The 17,009-nt window shown below is 34.8% G+C and carries 17 protein-coding genes and 1 riboswitch; of the genes, 10 read left to right on the top strand and 7 right to left on the bottom strand.

Annotated elements, in window-relative coordinates; translation table 11 throughout:
* The first annotated feature begins 176 nt into the window (after positions 1–176).
* Positions 177–1,205: a S1 family peptidase gene (locus BT797_RS19655; protein ID WP_244534253.1), complete on the top strand. Its 1,029-nt coding sequence runs from the start codon at positions 177–179 to the stop codon at positions 1,203–1,205.
* 67 nt (positions 1,206–1,272) lie between these two features.
* Positions 1,273–2,190, top strand: a complete 918-nt coding sequence (locus BT797_RS19650) for a L,D-transpeptidase family protein (protein WP_075473239.1) — start codon at positions 1,273–1,275, stop codon at positions 2,188–2,190.
* Positions 2,191–2,282: 92 nt separating this feature from the next.
* Here BT797_RS19650 and BT797_RS19645 read toward each other — a convergent pair whose 3' ends face one another.
* On the bottom strand, positions 2,283–2,549 hold the full coding sequence (locus BT797_RS19645) for an Lpp/OprI family alanine-zipper lipoprotein (RefSeq protein WP_045110386.1): 267 nt from the start codon (positions 2,547–2,549) through the stop codon (positions 2,283–2,285).
* 370 nt (positions 2,550–2,919) lie between these two features.
* On the opposite strand from BT797_RS19645, the gene BT797_RS19640 reads away from it, so the two are divergent.
* Entirely contained in the window at positions 2,920–3,819 is a 900-nt protein-coding gene (locus BT797_RS19640; protein WP_045110387.1) for a phospholipase A, read from the top strand.
* Here the strand turns inward: BT797_RS19640 and BT797_RS19635 are convergent.
* A complete protein-coding gene (locus tag BT797_RS19635) occupies positions 3,814–4,182 on the bottom strand; it encodes a PilZ domain-containing protein (RefSeq protein WP_045110388.1) in 369 nt (122 codons plus the stop codon). The genes BT797_RS19640 and BT797_RS19635 overlap by 6 nt on opposite strands.
* 491 nt (positions 4,183–4,673) lie before the next feature.
* Here BT797_RS19635 and BT797_RS19630 point away from each other — a divergent pair, with 491 nt between their 5' ends.
* Both BT797_RS19630 and BT797_RS19625 read left to right on the top strand, forming a co-directional pair.
* A complete protein-coding gene (locus tag BT797_RS19630; RefSeq protein WP_244893729.1) occupies positions 4,674–6,323 on the top strand; it encodes a putative bifunctional diguanylate cyclase/phosphodiesterase in 1,650 nt (549 codons plus the stop codon).
* Positions 6,324–6,506: 183 nt separating this feature from the next.
* Entirely contained in the window at positions 6,507–7,208 is a 702-nt protein-coding gene (locus BT797_RS19625) for an oxidative stress defense protein (protein ID WP_045110389.1), read from the top strand.
* Positions 7,209–7,315: 107 nt separating this feature from the next.
* Here BT797_RS19625 and BT797_RS19620 read toward each other — a convergent pair whose 3' ends face one another.
* Positions 7,316–8,239 (bottom strand): polysaccharide lyase, encoded by a 924-nt coding sequence (locus BT797_RS19620; protein ID WP_075473238.1) that lies wholly within the window; start codon positions 8,237–8,239, stop codon positions 7,316–7,318.
* A gap of 1,003 nt (positions 8,240–9,242) precedes the next feature.
* Between BT797_RS19620 and BT797_RS24385 the strand changes: the two genes are divergently transcribed.
* Positions 9,243–9,392: a bestrophin family ion channel gene (locus BT797_RS24385; RefSeq protein WP_244534252.1), complete on the top strand. Its 150-nt coding sequence runs from the start codon at positions 9,243–9,245 to the stop codon at positions 9,390–9,392.
* Positions 9,393–9,812: 420 nt separating this feature from the next.
* Here BT797_RS24385 and BT797_RS19610 read toward each other — a convergent pair whose 3' ends face one another.
* On the bottom strand, positions 9,813–10,403 hold the full coding sequence (locus BT797_RS19610; protein WP_075473237.1) for a porin family protein: 591 nt from the start codon (positions 10,401–10,403) through the stop codon (positions 9,813–9,815).
* A 988-nt stretch (positions 10,404–11,391) separates the two neighbouring features.
* Between BT797_RS19610 and BT797_RS19605 the strand changes: the two genes are divergently transcribed.
* The gene (locus BT797_RS19605) at positions 11,392–11,787 is read left to right on the top strand and encodes a CopG family transcriptional regulator (protein ID WP_045110392.1); all 396 of its coding nucleotides are present in this window, start codon (positions 11,392–11,394) and stop codon (positions 11,785–11,787) included.
* 53 nt (positions 11,788–11,840) lie between these two features.
* Here BT797_RS19605 and BT797_RS19600 read toward each other — a convergent pair whose 3' ends face one another.
* Positions 11,841–12,926 (bottom strand): tyrosine-type recombinase/integrase, encoded by a 1,086-nt coding sequence (locus BT797_RS19600; RefSeq protein WP_075473236.1) that lies wholly within the window; start codon positions 12,924–12,926, stop codon positions 11,841–11,843.
* 272 nt (positions 12,927–13,198) lie between these two features.
* Between BT797_RS19600 and BT797_RS19595 the strand changes: the two genes are divergently transcribed.
* From BT797_RS19595 to BT797_RS19585, 3 genes are all read left to right on the top strand, one after another.
* Positions 13,199–13,831, top strand: a complete 633-nt coding sequence (locus tag BT797_RS19595; RefSeq protein ID WP_075473235.1) for an SDR family NAD(P)-dependent oxidoreductase — start codon at positions 13,199–13,201, stop codon at positions 13,829–13,831.
* Positions 13,832–13,908: 77 nt separating this feature from the next.
* Positions 13,909–14,358, top strand: a complete 450-nt coding sequence (locus tag BT797_RS19590; protein ID WP_075473234.1) for an MEKHLA domain-containing protein — start codon at positions 13,909–13,911, stop codon at positions 14,356–14,358.
* Between the two features lie 52 nt (positions 14,359–14,410).
* A riboswitch (purine riboswitch) is annotated at positions 14,411–14,510 on the top strand.
* A 67-nt stretch (positions 14,511–14,577) separates the two neighbouring features.
* A complete protein-coding gene (locus BT797_RS19585; RefSeq protein ID WP_075473233.1) occupies positions 14,578–15,585 on the top strand; it encodes an adenosine deaminase in 1,008 nt (335 codons plus the stop codon).
* 73 nt (positions 15,586–15,658) lie between these two features.
* Here the strand turns inward: BT797_RS19585 and BT797_RS19580 are convergent, their stop codons facing one another.
* Both BT797_RS19580 and BT797_RS19575 read right to left on the bottom strand, forming a co-directional pair.
* On the bottom strand, positions 15,659–15,898 hold the full coding sequence (locus BT797_RS19580) for a hypothetical protein (RefSeq protein WP_045110397.1): 240 nt from the start codon (positions 15,896–15,898) through the stop codon (positions 15,659–15,661).
* Between the two features lie 273 nt (positions 15,899–16,171).
* Positions 16,172–16,903, bottom strand: coding sequence for a hypothetical protein (locus BT797_RS19575; protein ID WP_075473232.1), 732 nt, complete (start codon positions 16,901–16,903; stop codon positions 16,172–16,174).
* Positions 16,904–17,009 lie beyond the last annotated feature (106 nt).

Here is a 17,009-nt window from a genome sequence, read left to right as displayed (position 1 = left end):
AATTATTTTATTTAATTCATAAAGTGATCTGTGCGGGGTTTATTTGTGTCTCTTTTCAAATTTAAGCAAAGAAAGTTGATTTAATATTCTTAATATTTATTCTGGATATCGCGATACTTGGTTATAATAAATGAGTAGATAGCGAATAGTATGATGGCAAATTTGAGAGAGGAATTTTGATACTAGCGAAAATAATAGCAATGGCCGGTTTAGCGGTCTCATTAGGTGTATATGCTAATGGTAATATCGAAACTATAACGCCCGAGGTTAAACCTTATGTAGTCGGTGGTGTTGATGGGAAAGCATTAGAATTACCCTGGCAGATATATTTAGAGATAGAAAAGGGCGGTACCACCTATGCTTGTGGTGGTACGTTAGTTACTGATAGGTGGGTTGTCACCGCTGCTCATTGCATAAATAAATTTGTGAGCAATTCAGTGTTTAGTCCTATTGATGCAGACCAACTCACCGTTTACTCCGGCGGGATAGATCGGTCATTGAATGCTGGCATGTCGAGTAATAGTGTTATACAGGTAGTTGCAAATCCAGGATATGATCATTCATTAAACACTGGGGATATCGCGTTACTTCAATTATCTGGACCTGTAGAGTTACCTGCACAAGCAATTAGGTTAATGGATAACGTATTGCAAGTGGATGCGGACTTAGAGTTTGGTCAAGCAGTCCGAGATAATCTAGTCTTATCCGGTTGGGGGCGTACATCCACTGATGGTACAAAAAGTACGAACATTTTACAAAAAGTAATGCTTGATGGTGTGGCTGATGATACCTGCGCCCTCGCTTGGGGCCGGTCGGGTTTCGAAACAAGTTTTATTTGTGCAAATGCACATAACAAAGGTTCTTGCAGTGGCGATTCTGGCGGTCCACTCATATGGCAAGATAAAAATGCGATTAGCGATAATGATCGGGGTTACCGATTAGCTGGTGTCGTCAGTTTTGGTAATTCGCAACAATGCGCTTTAAATTCACTACCTGATGTTTACACTGAAGTTAGTAGCTTTTACGATTGGATTATAGACGTGATTAACAAAACTTGTGTATATACAGAACCTGCCTCTTCTTTTACACAAGATATATTTACGGCTGAAGTGGCGCCGTTACCACAGAGTAAAAAAGGTGGCGGGATAGGTTATTCATACCTACTTATATTAACGGGTTTTCTACTATATCGTCGAAGAAACTAAAATTGAGAATATCTCTATATTAATAGGCCTATACTTACGCTATAAGATATTTATCTAGGGCGTAAGTATGGTCAACCTAAAGCTGAATCTTAGCCTTCCATCAATTTGTTTTATTCTTGTTATTTTACTATTGCATAAACCTGTTCATTCTCAGCCTTACGCTATGCCCATACTCGGTTCAAGGCTAATTGGTCAGCCGATACAATACACAGTGAAAGTGGGGGATTATTTTCATGCGATTGCGGAGCAATACAATGTTGGTATGATGGCGTTAATGGCATCGAATCCGACTGTTGATCCCTTTTTACCTCGACCTGGGACTGTGCTAGAGTTACCAACCAGTATGCTGCTGCCTGACGCGCCATATAAAGGGATTGTGATTAACTTACCTGAGCTCAGGTTATACTACTTTCCTCAAGGAAAAAACATCGTGCATGTATTTCCGGTTGGTATTGGACGGGAAGGACGTACGACACCACAGATGAACAGCTTTGTTAAAGCGAAGCTCAAAGATCCAATCTGGACGCCAACCCCCTCTACACGTGCAGAGTATTTACAGAAGTTTAAAACTGTGTTGCCTCGTTATGTGGATGCCGGTGAACATAATCCATTAGGGCGTTTCGCATTACAACTTGCTTATGGGCAAAGTAATTATCTTATTCATGGAACGAATCAACGTTTTGGTATTGGGATGAGGATAAGTGCGGGTTGTATTCGAATGAATCCAGACGATATTGAGTTGTTATATACTCGCGTAGCGATAAATGAACCTGTAAGAATTATAAATAAGCCAATTAAATTTACGATTGAACCAAATGGTCAGTATTTAGTTGAGGTTCATACCCCCTTATCTTCTGAAACATTAGATGGAGATCTTAACATGGCAGAGACTATAGATAGATTTGAACACCATAAGCTTGATGAAAAGGCCCTCAATAATGCGTTACTGCTACACTACGGGTTACCTGTTAATGTCAGTATTTAATATGAAGTTGAATTGTTAATAGGGGAAATAGGTCAACACTCACTATTGCTAACCTATCCAATGTATTGACCACTACAAAACAATGTTGTTAATTATTTACTATAAGATGCGGCGATATTATCGATGCGTGAGTTCGCTCGTTGCGCTTCTTCCAAAGCTTGTTGAGCCGCTGCGGCGTTAGATCCAATGCCAGACTTCATACTTCCTTGTTCAGATTCTAACATTTTCACTTGGGAGGTTAATTTACTGACTTGAGATGTTAGGCTACCGACACTATTTTGTAGATCGGCGTTATTTGCACAACCTCCAATGAGTGCTGAACTTACAATCAATCCAGCAATGAGTAATTTACTGTTCATGAAATACCTCTATCTGTTAGCTCTGGAACATGTATACAACATTTTCCACTATCAGAGTTAAGTATGTCAGAGGTTAGATAATTTGCCACTTAACACTCTATTGTTTTTTAAATTAACAAATATTTATATTATATATATATCGCTACGGTATTTTTTATCACTCTATTTTAATGGTCATGCTTGTTATATCTGTTTATGATTACACCTAATTTATTGGTATCTACGGGGATTAGCGACTATCAAGTATTTAACTGGGATTGTTTTCACTACAAACTTATTACTGGCTCATTCAACGGTTGCTGAAGACCGTTATTTTACTTTTCCGCATGAAATAGCCTACTTTAGTTCAGAAAAGCAGAAAGAAGATCAAATGAATGCGTGTCTGTCATCGAATGTGACGTCTGTGAAAGGAACGATGACTGTTGAAGCGCTAAGGACGTTTTGTCATGAGGTTAAACCGAATCCGCTTCATCAGCGTAGGGCATTAGAAAAAAGCGCTGAAAACAACCCGTTTGCTTTAATCCCCTATAAACCTAACTATATTCTACCAGTGACTTATTCAAAGGGAAGAACAGAACCCTATAAGAATCTTGATAGCGAATATGATTTTGATGATGTAGAAATAAAGTTTCAAGTGTCATTAAAGTATATCGTTGCAGAAGATTTTATGACGCCGGGGTTTGACGTGCAACTTGCTTTTACGTCTGTGAGTTGGTGGCAAGCTTATAACTCCGACAGTTCATCACCATTTAGAGAAACAAATTATGAACCTGAGATGATATTTCAATATAGTGAACCTTGGGATTTGTTTGGATTACCTGTCGCCATCACTGCGCTTTCTTTAAATCATCAATCTAATGGTCAATCTGGCAGTTTGTCTCGAAGTTGGAACCGTATCATAGGGACGATGGCATTTGCTCATGATGATGTTGTTTGGGCTGTTCGTGGCTGGTGGCGTGTACCTGAAGACGAGAAGCTAACTCCGGATTCATCACAAGGCGATGATAACCCCGATATCGAAAAATATTTAGGTTATGGTGATTTAAATATGGTTTGGAAACTACCTTACAGTAATAGTTTGGATTTTAAATTACGAAATAATCTAAGATCGGATAATAAAGGTTCAATACAAGTAGGCTGGTCCTTTCCGTTGAGTAAGCATTTATTTGGTTATGTCGAGTATTTTAATGGCTACGGCGAAAGCCTTATATATTATGATCAACACGTTTCGAGAGTTGGTGTCGGTTTTAGATTAACTAACTGGTTATAATTTAGGGGGGGAGTGAGCAAGGTGTTCTATATCTCGATGTAAAAGTGATTCATCAGCTAAGTTTAACTGAACTAAACGACGGAGTTCTGAAATACTATTAATATCAATTCTCGTACAACGTAAGCCTAAAACATGGTCTTCATTATGAACTAAAATGGCTTCCATGATAATGACTTGTTCTTGGGTTAGGCTGATTGACAGTGTCATTAGTTGATTAATATTGAACTTTACATTTCTTGGTCTGGTACAGGATAGACCTCGTAAAGATAAATCGATTACATTTATTGACCATTGATGCCCATTACAAGTTAACGTGGCATTATGATCAAATAATATCCGTTGAAAGTGACGCTTATTATTCATAATACTATCCTTAATAATTCTCCTGTATAACTTAATATTTTAGAGCAAAATTATGAATTTGGCTGATTTTTTTAGTACTAATGACGGATCTAATATGATTTTATCGTAGTCCGATTTGACTTGGACACAATGACGTTGTCGATATGTCCTATTTTTTGCCTGACAAACTAAAAACAAGTTCAAATTTAGTGTTTTAGGCCTAAATAGATGAGTTAGTAGACCTATAGGACTACATTAGCTATAAAATTATGGATGTTTTGCATACAAGATCATATCCTATCACAACTAATCAATATAAAATCATATAGTGAATATTATGTAAGCTTACATAAGTTATTGCTAATATTATATATTTTTTCATATATCATGGTTTATTTAGTCTATAACAGCTTGTTTGTTTAAAAAGATCAAGGTATATATGTGAACATATGTCATGAAGTGTATGGCGTGAAGTAACTATTTTGTTAAATGCGATTAAGATGAGTAGCGGAATGATGGAAATTGAAGATTCGTTTTTACCCGTATTAATAGTCACTAAAGATATAATTAATTCTTGTAATCACATGTTTTCAACATTAGTTGGTATAAGTGAAAGTGAACTCATCAATCGCTCTTTACATGAACATTTGCATTTGGATGGTGACGTAACCTCAGCTGTCAGTAATATCTCTCTATTATTGAACGCTGCAAGCGTTAGTGAAACTGGATGCTTTGTTAAAGCAACACTGATGGATGTTAACTTTCATCGTTGTAAAGTGGAACTTCACTGCCAACGTCGAAGTGAAAGTCAATTCGATAATACGTTTAAATTATGCTTTAACGTTATTGAGAATAAATCAATTGATTCTATTACTGGTCTACCGAATGGTTGGGCGATAAGCGCACGCGCCACATATTTATTCAAATTACCAAATACACAAATGCGTTTGATGATGCTAAGTGTGGATAATTTCTCTACTATCAACTTTCGTTATGGATTTGACACTGGGGATAATTACCTTTCTGCACTCGGTAAGAAATTACAAGCGACAGTGAGTGGTGATGGGCTGGTGGTTCGACTAGCTAATGCGCGTTATGGTATTTTAATCGAGAATAAACATCAATTATCATCTGCCGATTTTAATGCGTATATAACCATGTTTTGCCAGTATTTATGTGATTTATCTTTAGGCTCATTAGTATTAAATAATGGTATTAGAGTAAATAAATCATTCAGTATTGGTATTAGTTGTGAACATACTAAGTATGAAAGTTATTTTGCAATGGAGAATGCGACCGAGACCGCAATGAAGGAGTCTAGACGCCATAGTCATTCTTATTACTGCTTTGCTAAACCCGAAATTAAACCAGAATTGATGGCCAATAAGTTTATTATTGATGAACTTCCTAGCGCAATTGAAAAGTCACTCATTAAAATTCATTATCAGCCTCAGTACGATCTGACGACAAAACAGCTGGTGGGTTTCGAGGCGCTATCGCGGTGGATACACAAAGATCTAGGCTATATTCCTCCAGATGTGTTCATTCGAATTGTGGAAGACATAGGACTTCATTTTGAATTTGATTTATGGGTATTTACTCAAGTTTGTAACCAAGTTGTGGAATGGCAAAAATTAGGTATTTCCACACCTAAAGTAGCAATAAATATATCATTTAAAACACTTGAAATGATCGACTTTATTTACCGACTAGAATACATAATTGCATCAACAGGTTGCCCAAAAGATTTACTCGAGATTGAAGTAACCGAAACTGCTTCAATTAGTAATATGGATACCTTAATCAATAACATTAGAGCTGTACGTAGTCTTGGCATTCTTGTTGCGATTGATGATTTTGGATCCGGTTATTCGTCGCTAAGCCTTGTTAGAAAATTACGGAAATCACTCAATACGTTGAAAATTGATCGCTCATTAGTTGCCGATATATGTGAGTCTACATTAGATAAAGAATTTGCAAGAAAAATCATTGAATTAGGAAAAGTCTTAAATGTTAAGGTATTAGCTGAAGGTGTCGAAACCTTAGCACAACGAGATTTATTACAAACACTAGGATGTGATTATGCGCAAGGCTACTATTTTGACAAAGCATTATCGATGGTAGATGCTGAAAATTTGATTATAAATCAAGCTCGCAATTAAGCCTTACGTTCCAATTTTTCATATTAATCCTGATGTTGATTCAAGTATAATAAATGAACGAAAAGGGTTTATATCGTCTTACTTCACTATAATCGTACATATTTTTCAATATAAGGATAATTTTCAATTTGTTACTGTCGGACTATAAAGGTAGATAAATAACAATAATGAGAGGTTATTCGTATGAACAAACATTTATTCGCGGCTATTTTTAGTGCTAGTACATTTATTTCTACAGGTGTTATGGCGGCAGATGTCGATTTTCCTCATTTAGAAACCACAGGTATGGGCGAAGTTATTGCTAAGCCAGACATGGCTGTATTCTCTGTCCAGGTATCTGAAACGCGTAAAACAGCAAAAGAAGCAAAAGAAGCTGTCGATAATGCAGTTGTAGCATTTAATGGGCGCTTGAAAAAGGAAGGGGTGGCTCGTACCGATATTGAAAGTTCTAACATTTCACTGCGTCCTGAGTATCACTACAAGAAAGATCAAAAACCTAAGCTCATAGGATACCGTGCAAACAGACATGTGACAGTAACGGTCAGAGATTTAAATAAACTTAATAATTATTTGGATGGTGCGCTTGGTGATGGTATTAATAACATCAACAATATTCAACTGAAAGTAAGTAACGAGCCTAAATTTATAGAACAGGCACGACAAGCTGCAATCTTAGATGCAAAAGAAAAAGCACAGTCACTTGCGAAGGGGTTTGATGAAAAGGTTGATGGCGTTTGGAAGATCACTTACCGATCATCACAACCTCGTCTAATGTTAATGAGAAGTATGGCAATGGATTCTGCGCAAAATGTTGAATCATCTTATCAAGATGAGAAAATTATTATTCGAGATCAAGTTGATGTTGTATTCCGTCTCGAAGATTAATTACCTATTTCAAATCACAATTTTAGCTTGAGATAAATTCATTTTATTCACGAGAGAGCGTTGTGAATAGCCGTCAGACAAGACTGACGGCTGACTAGTCTTTGCTACTACTTATAACTTATAGCTTTAGTACTCAGCGTTACATGATCAAAGTATGCTGTCGAATCTCGATCTACAGCCCAGTCGCTATTATTACCGCCATGCCAAAGTTGGAAGTATTGATAGTTTATGGCATATATCCCGTTTTCAGAAAACGTCATATTAGTTTTTTCAAGAACTTTAAAGCCATTCACATAGATTGTTACAATCCCATTTGCTTGGTTTGCATCATTCATTTTTACATACTGTTCGATAAGATATGTTTTTTCTCTTTTAAACGAGAAGTTCTTGCCTTCGTGTTGATAATCAATTTCATCACCACATTTTCTAGTTTTATCTTGGTGATAGAAATAGCCTATAGCACGGCCATCTTCACGGAACATTGAGCGCAAACTAAAACCGTCATCTTTGCCGACACTATTACAACCATCAGGATTGTTACTTGAGTTCGGGTTCAATCCTGCTAATCCAGGTAATTTACCGCCCATAGAAAAGTCATAATTTTTACCAAATGTAATTTGGTATGAAAAATATAATTCATTATATTCATTTAATTTTTTACCACTTGAAATCCCTTGTTTGTATTGATCTTTAGGGTGGGTAACAGCTAACTGTTGTGAACCATTCCTATCAACAATATTCGCTCTTCCAGTAATCTTTCCCCATTCATTTTCAAAGTCACCATTGAACATATCAACTGTATATCCACCGTCCTGATGGTGATCAAAATTGATATTATTGATAATACCTACTGCATTTTTGTAATCTACATTTGGCACAACATCATGAATATTACTTGGGTCTAGCTCCGGATCTGGACTTGGTGATGGAGTCGGTTTTGGTTCTGTTTGAGTTTTTTCATCTGTTGATGAAGATCCGCCACATGCAACTAAAAATATACATGTAAAAGCACAAAGTAATAATTTTTTCAAATCTAAACCTCTTGGTATTTATTAGTTACAGTAAATTTATGCAGTTACTTTTTATTCACTGGATGTAATTTACACATAAAAAATTAGCCTTGCTAAATAACAAAGCCAATTGTGAATTAATCATTTATGTTTTATTTTTAATAACTAAGTGGTTGTGTGAACCACTGTGCATTCGCCGTTATTCTCATTAATAATTATATATAATGGATATATTTGTATACTCTACGCTTGGCACAATAAACTGATAAAAATGTGGATGTAAAAGCATAAAGTAATAATTTAAAATGAATGCCAAGCCTATTTTCATATGACCGTAAGCATACTAACGGCATTATTTGACCAGTACAAGCGGTTGAGTTTATGCCGTTTAACCCATATCGTTCGTAAGTGATTGGTTTCAATTTCTAAGTATTTGATAAGAAAGGACACGAAATTAATTGAAAAAAATATCAATTTACAGTGTTAAATCGTAAAACTATGCTATGGAGGCTTTATCTATGTTTGTTGGTAATGTCAGTGTAAAATTCGAGCTCTACGGCAATAATTGTATGAAAATGACTGCCTATTTCATTTAGTTAGCTATAGGGTAAGTAAAAGCACGGATACAAGGTGAGACATATTGCCTCGTATCAGTGTATATACTCAAAGTAGTATTTGTTTATTAAGTAAATAATAATGTATAAAATGTAAAGTTACAGCACTAATCAGATAATATTAATTATTTTTACAAAGGTAATAACCGTTATTTTTACTTTTTATATTTATTCGTTATTATCTAAATAATAAATTAGAATAAATAAATTTAATAATAAAATATTATAATAACAAAGAGATACGTAATGTACTCAGTGTTTATTAAGTATGTTCTGTTGTTAATTATTATATTTTGTAATAATCCAAGTGTATTTAAATTTTTATTCTTAAGGTTCAGTTATTCCGCTAATATTTCCACCGATCTTGTTTATTACATTACTCAGCACTTTGTTTAAATCGCATATTTTAAATGTCCAATATTTATCCGACATATATTATTACACCGTTTACCTTGCTAGGTGTAGCACTGTCGTTGTTTTCAGAATTTCGTAATAGCGCATGTTATGAGCCTTGGCAGGACGCGGTAAAACTATGGGGACAGTTAATTGTTAATTCTTGAAGTATGGGTTGGCAAGTATATTCATTTATAGATGGTCATAAAGAAAGTGCGGAGTTGATGCAGGCCTGACTATCGTTTTTAATCATATTTTACTGTATCAGTTTCGCTATTCGGAACCTTGGATGATATTGTAAAATTTATTGTCTGATTTTTTGGTTCAAAGTATTGATGAAAACATCATATCAGTGACTGTAGTTCAAGCGCGCTATGAACAAATTACTTCACAAGGTCAGGTGCTATTGTGGCTTATACTTTTTGGGATTACCGTTACATTCGATATCGAGAAATGTTGAAATTAGTTTACTTGAGATGATGGGGAGACGGACTTACCAGAACCCATTAAAGCGAAATCACATTTGTTAGAATAACATTTTACAATGAGATGATAACAAAAGGGATTATTATCATCTCAAATAATTTTTAGAACTTGTAAGTTGCAGCTACGTATAGTGAACCTACAAGGACATCAATATCTTCAGAACTAGCGTCTGCCTCAATTGCGAAAAGTTCAGCTTCATAACCAACACGGAAACTTACACCAGATAATGCAGCTGGTGTATATTCTAGACCTGCTCCAAGATGAACTGCTGTTGCGTTATCATCTTTAAGAGCTTTTGATGATTGACCTAAATCTAGACTCGAAAGACCAATAATACCAAATGGACGTAAACCATTTTGGAAAGTGTAACCCAGGTTAGCTGATACAGAAAACGTTGTTGCATCCCATGTATATAATTTACCATCACGTGTAATATTCTTATCCGGCGTGATTTCACCATACTTTGTGTATTGTGCCTCAATTGCTACTATACGATTAAATTGATAACCAGTAATGAATTTTAGTGTTTTACCATCAGTGTCTTCATCGAAAGCATAATTTTTTTCGTCTAAATTAACAGTTGTTGAACCTGCACCACCACCAAGATAGAAGCCTGAAACATCTTGATTTGCTTGAACACTTGTAGTTAATGCGATCGCAGCCAAAGCGCCTAATACAGTAATTGATTTCATTTTTTTTACCTTTATTTTGTGTGTATACATTATTTTATAGCGCCTATTATAAAGGCTATCCAATTTTATACAATGATATGAGGCCTGATTCTTGTAAGTCTTTGTAAGGATAAGTTGTTATGTTCAGTTAGTAGTGAAACTAGAATTACAAGTTTCCTGATGATTAATTGATGGAGTCAGGGATGGTTATATAAATACATTGATAACTATGTATTTATTTGGTATTTAAGACTACTTATAAGTTCATAATAATCAAATTAAGTCTCCTTTTTACGGTATATAGAATAAGGCTGTATGTATAAACAGTGTTTGTTGTCTGTGTATTATTGAGTATTTGTGGGTGTAATTGATCCATTTATATAAAATAAACGCCATTTAAAATGTATTTATCACACCTATCTACTTGATATTTAAATCATAAATATGGTTTTAGGCTTATTTTATGACGCTGTACGTAAATTCTGATAAATGTTGACTAGTACCATGCTATAAAATCAAAAAATAGACCTATTTTAAAGAGCTCTATTTAGAGTAATTAAGTTAAATAATAATGCATTTTATTTAATCTAAAATTAAAACTTTAAATTAAAACTTAAAAATAAATATTAGATTTGTTTATGGTTGATATAAAAGGCATAAAAAGGTAATTGAGCAGCCTTAATGTGACACCATATGGTGAACTTATATTTTAATTATAAAGTTCATCGTAAATGTTCTTATTTCGTATAATGACCGTTAAACGAAATAAAGTTGTTGATATCATTGCAATTTCAAGGTGAATTAATCATTGAGTATATAAATAATTTATTGTTAGTATTAATAGGAATAATTTAAGTTAGACAAAGATAATCATATTAAATCTTTAAATGAACTCAGTGTGTATCTTTAATTGATTCGTATAATGAACTTAAATGATGTTATAATAAAATCAATTAATTTCTTATTTTCAAAGAAAGCATTCTTCTTAACTTAATCCGTGGTAAATATAATGAAGATTAAACCAGACGCAGTTCGAAAAAATAGTACGATAAGAATGTATGAAGACTTGCTCGAAAAGTTAGAAAGTATAAGTGAACAATGTAATGTATCTAAGAGCCAGTTTGTCGAAGGCATGCTTGTTGACGTTTTTGAAAATGGTATGGATGATTTATTATTAGGGACGGGCATTATTACTGTTCATCTTAGTAATAAAATAACAAAGAGGCATGTTGAAAATGTGCTGATCGAAAATTATCCTAAAATAAAAAATACACTTTATGTCGAGACGGATAATGATGAAACAGAAATTACAGTTAATTTAAATGGTAATGAATTTAGCCATAATGATACAACCTGCATGTTCCATTCAATATTGAATAAGATGGTAAATTTGATTGATGGCTAAAGACTGTTAACTATAATTGGAAAGGGAATGACCTTTCCAATACATATTAATTTTTAATCAGCTGCCATCGCTTCCAATCTTTCTCTGAATTCACGTACCGTCGCAAATTTATTATTCACACCTCGGGTGTAAAGTTCAACCATACGTAAAGTCTTCCAGCGACCTGCCCGCATAACTAACGAATCATCAAAACCAGCGCCGACAAGATCACAAGATGCACCAACTCGAGCAGAGTGACCACTAAAAGGTCGCTCGGGTAAGTCGATATGTAAATCAAAACTGACAGATTCATTATACGTATTAATTTGATGCCAGGTGTTTGCAAACACAAGTTCAACCGTTTTCGTTGATATTGGTTTGTCATTTGGATTTGGTGATAGGGAACTCGGTTTTAGCTTTTCTAGTTTACCACCTCGTGGTGTTGTTCGTTTAAATAGGTATTGACCATGATGTTCGGCTATTTTTTTAAGGTACAGTGGTAATAGTTTTGATGTAAATTTACTTAAGTGAACAATGGAACCATCTAACGATTTATCTGTTTTTGTATTCGTGATATTAGCAGTATAAAGGCCGTTGGTTTTATGTAATTGATCTATGAATAGCTGACAAGCCTCACTTTCACGGAGTAGACCATCATAGCAAATGTTGAGTAATAATGTATTTCGGATAGAAATCAAGGATGATATATCAAGTTGTTCATTTACAAATTTAAGGTGCTCATAAGAAAATGCCACAGCTTGCTTACGTTTCACGCCCAGCTTTACCTCTTGCTTTGAGATTATTTTTAACCTAGCTGTGATAACTGTTTTGAAATATGGTATTTCTAAACCCGCTAAAGCATGTACCTTTGAAACTGCCCAGGCGTAAATTCGAAGTGTTTGAGCTTTACAGCCTCGCTCATTTTCCTTTATCAGAAATGCTTCAAGCACTGTCGCATCCTGTAATGGTAAAGGGATAACATTACGACTTAGGCAATATTTATTGAATTTATTCACATGGAAATACAGCGATTTAAGTGTATTTTCTTCGAACTGTTCTTTACGATCACGAAACCTGATCAGGTTTTCGATGTGTTCTTCACTAAGGTTAGTTGATGGAATTATTGAACTATTACCTATATTTATCAATGCTTTAGGCATTTTAATCCCATTTGGTTGCTTAATCTAAAATATTAACGGTGCAATTATAACATCTACAACTGTATAAGCAACCAGTGAAAATGGTCTTTGTTTTCGTGCGCTACGTGAAATCTGAAGCCGTAGTGGGGAACCTAGCTAGTTAAATTCACGTAGGAACGCTAAATCAACAGGTTAAAGTAGTCAGGACACCTTAGGTATTTTAATTATATCGTGACAGATAAAAATATAAATATATAATGAGAATCATTATCAATAACGTAATGGCTAATAATATGAATGAAGTAGTAATTTTTGGTGCTGCAAGTGGATTAGGACTGGCGATGGTCAATTACTTTATGAGTAATGGGGTATCAGTCATTGGTGTTGCGCGTAACGTTGAAAAAAATAAACTTTCGACATTGTGCGATAAAACGTATCAATGTGATGCAACTGATAAAGCGCAAGTTTTAAATATTGTTGAATCACTTAGTAAAGACGCTATCGTGATCTCAACTATGGGAAGTTTTCGCGCTGATGTACCTGTTGATTATATCGGTCATCGGCATCTTATTGATGCATTAGAAAGTGCGGGTATCAACAGATTTTTATTAGTAACTTCATTGGGTTGCGGTGACTCTTGGCAATTTATGTCGGCACGATCTAAAGCTGGTTTTGGTCATGCGGTAAGAGAAAAGTCACTTGCAGAATCTTACTTACAAACTAGCACGTTAGACTTTACGATCTTGCGACCGGGTGGACTAAAAGACGGTGAGGTGACTAATGCCGGTGACTTATCACAAGCTAAGGAAGTGCACGGAATGATCACTCGTCACGAAGTTGCACGATTGGTCCATGCATTATTACTTCAAGATAAGAGTAAGAAACAAATATTTGAATGTGTTGATCCAACGATTGTTTACGCATAGTGTTGTAACATATACGAATAGTTATGTAATAATAAGGTTCTTGACTCTACTCTTCATAGATAACAGGGACCTTATCAATGAATCAACCCAGCTTAGAAAATGGATATCTCCACGAACATGTCGAACTTTTAGTATCGAGTTACCAACGCCTGACGGGCAAAAAACTCATTAATTGTCGTCATGTCGATATTGGTAAAACCTTGTTTTACGCTGACTTTGTCGTGGTATCGCATGGCACTGAAAGTGATCCGATATTTAATTATGGCAACAAGTCTGCATTAAAATCATTTGAACTTAACTGGTCAGAATTTGTGGCTTTGCCATCGAGAAAGTCAGCAAAGCCCCTCGACCGTGATGAAAGACAGGATTTATTGGCGAGAGTCACAGCGTTTGGTTTTATTGATGATTATCGTGGTTTACGTATTTCCTCTACTGGCCGTACTTTTTGGATAGAAAATGCAACAGTGTGGAACCTTATTGATAACAATGGCGCTTTTCGTGGTCAAGCTGCTATGTTTAAACCATAGACTTGCTAAATTACATTCTGTACAATCAGTTTCAAGCTAATTCAGTATTTTGATTCTGTAATTAGTTTCCCTTCGTATAACCCTAATGATATGGATTAGGGGTCTCTACCAGGAGCCAATAATTCCTGATTACGAAGAGTTTAGTACTTTAGTACTTTTCTCTTTGTAGTGTCTGTTATTAAAGAGAAGTACTTAATAAATTTTATTAGGAACTTAATCATGAAACAATTTATTCAAAATTTACCGAAAGTCGAACTTCATTTACACATCGAAGGTACGCTTGAACCCGAGCTGATGTTCGAACTTGCTGCACGCAATGATATTGATATTCCCTTCAAGTCATTCGAAGATGTTAGAGATGCTTACAATTTCCATAATCTGCAATCATTTTTAGATATCTATTATCAAGGCGCTAATGTATTAATCACAGAACAAGATTTTTTCGATCTTACATGGACTTATCTACTGCGTTGTAAAAATGACAATGTTGTTCACACCGAGATATTCTTCGATCCACAAACACACACAGAACGCGGCATTAGTTTTGATACTGTTGTGAACGGTATTCATAACGCATTATCTAAAGCGGTTAAAGAGCTTGGTATTACAAGCCAATTAATAATGTGCTTTTTACGCCACCTTGATGAAAAATCCGCATTTATAACATTAAATCAATCACTTGAATACAAAGATAAGATTGTCGGTGTCGGGTTAGATTCGTCAGAAAGTGGCAATCCAGCCAGTAAATTCGAACGTGTTTTTAAAGCTGCGATGAATGAAGGTTTTTTAACTGTTGCGCATGCTGGTGAAGAAGGTCCTGCGAGTAGTATTCGCGATGCATTAGAGCTGTTGAAAATTACGCGTGTTGATCATGGTGTACGTTGTTCTGATGATGAAACGTTAGTTAAAGAGTTAGCAACACTGCGAACGCCGCTGACCGTTTGCCCGTTATCAAATATTAAGCTTAAGGTATTTGAAAAAATGGAAGAACATAACATTGTTGAATTATTACGAAAGAATGTATGCGTTACGATTAATTCTGATGATCCGGCATACTTTGGTGGTTATATGACAGATAACTTCATGGCAGTGAGTAATGCGCACGACATGTCAAAATCAGAAATTGCACAATTCACTTTTAATGCTATTGAGGCCAGTTTTATTTCAGAGGAAGAAAAAGACCGGTTAGTAGCAATCAATATAGCCTATTTAGTGCTGAATAAATAATAGAATCCCCGTAGAATTGTTACTTCTACGGGGATTTAAATATAACTGTGTTTATATACAGCTATATTTGAAACTAGCTTAAATCGATACTTATCTTCTTAAAACCAATCTTTTGTGCATTCGCAGCTGCTGCATCAATACTTTTAAATGCACGTGGTGTATTTGATTCCTCACGTTGTGAGGTCATCACATGTACATTCTTATTCGTTGTTTCTGCAATTAAGATATAACCATCCATTAAGGGTGCACGTTTTATAGTGACAGATTTAAGACCACCATTATCAAACAAGACTTTTAATTCTTTGACTTCCAAACCAATATACCGTTGAAAAATGAAATTATAGCTACGTATTATATAATCAAAATAAGTTTTTTAACAATCAAAATTAAATTTTGATTGTTTTTAGTATCAATTTTATAATGTTTTTATTATAGATATTAATGAATTAGGAATAGATTGGAAAAGTTGAGTTAAAAAGTGAAAAGTCTGATAATACCATACCAATTTTTTAAATCTCATTCGCTATGTTACGGAGGGATGATTAAGTTAATCCGAATGTATGGACACCCGGATTAACAATAAAAATTATTTTTTTGTTAACTTATAAAATTGATTGCTTGCGTCTTTGCGATTGAAAGTAACAAACCAATTATGTTCATGGCTCATCATTACTAATCCGTTAATTCTACAATCACCTGTATTACCAGTGATATTGTCAGAATAGTAAGTTGTAAAATCTTTAAGTAATTCACCGCTTACATTACATTTTGAAGTTGTAATTTCGACATTTGAATTATTTATAGTCATACTTACATCACCATTTTCCCAAGTACCACCTAAAGATGTTACCGGTATTGACTGTAAAATACTGCGCGACATGTTACCAAGAGAATCCGAATCTTTATTGTGATTTATCCATTCAAGACTTAATGGGGATGTACCAGTAATGTTTACTTGAACTGGTTCTGGCTCTATATTTTGCGTGTTAGGTATTTTAAAATATCCCATTGCTGTAATGAATGATTGATCTGTTATTTCAGTATCGTCAAATACGAGAGCAAAAGAAACTAATTTTTTAATCGTTACTGGATCTGTTCTTAAGTCTTTGTAGCTTAATATTGCTGGTTTCGTTTTATCCTGCTGAGAAACCATTAAAAATGCTTCCTGACCATCCACTTTATATAGACCTGATTGGACGATTATCGCTTCAGTTGGCGGGACAACTTTATTTTGAGTACCACCACTGCCACCACCGCCACACGCAGATAATAGGATAGTCGTTGATGCAAGTAGTGCACATTTAAAGATCGTCTTCATTTTATTACCTGTTTAAATATAATTATAAAATAACAATCACAAAACAATATAACTAACTGTTTTTAATGATCTTTTTCTTGCTTGCCAAGCAAGAGATGCGAGATTA

It is taken from the genome of Moritella viscosa (assembly GCF_900120065.1).
In the GTDB taxonomy this organism is placed as follows: Bacteria; Pseudomonadota; Gammaproteobacteria; order Enterobacterales; family Moritellaceae; genus Moritella; species Moritella viscosa.
The sequence above is the reverse complement of the archived record's forward strand: the minus strand, read 5'-3'. Positions and strand labels throughout refer to the sequence as shown.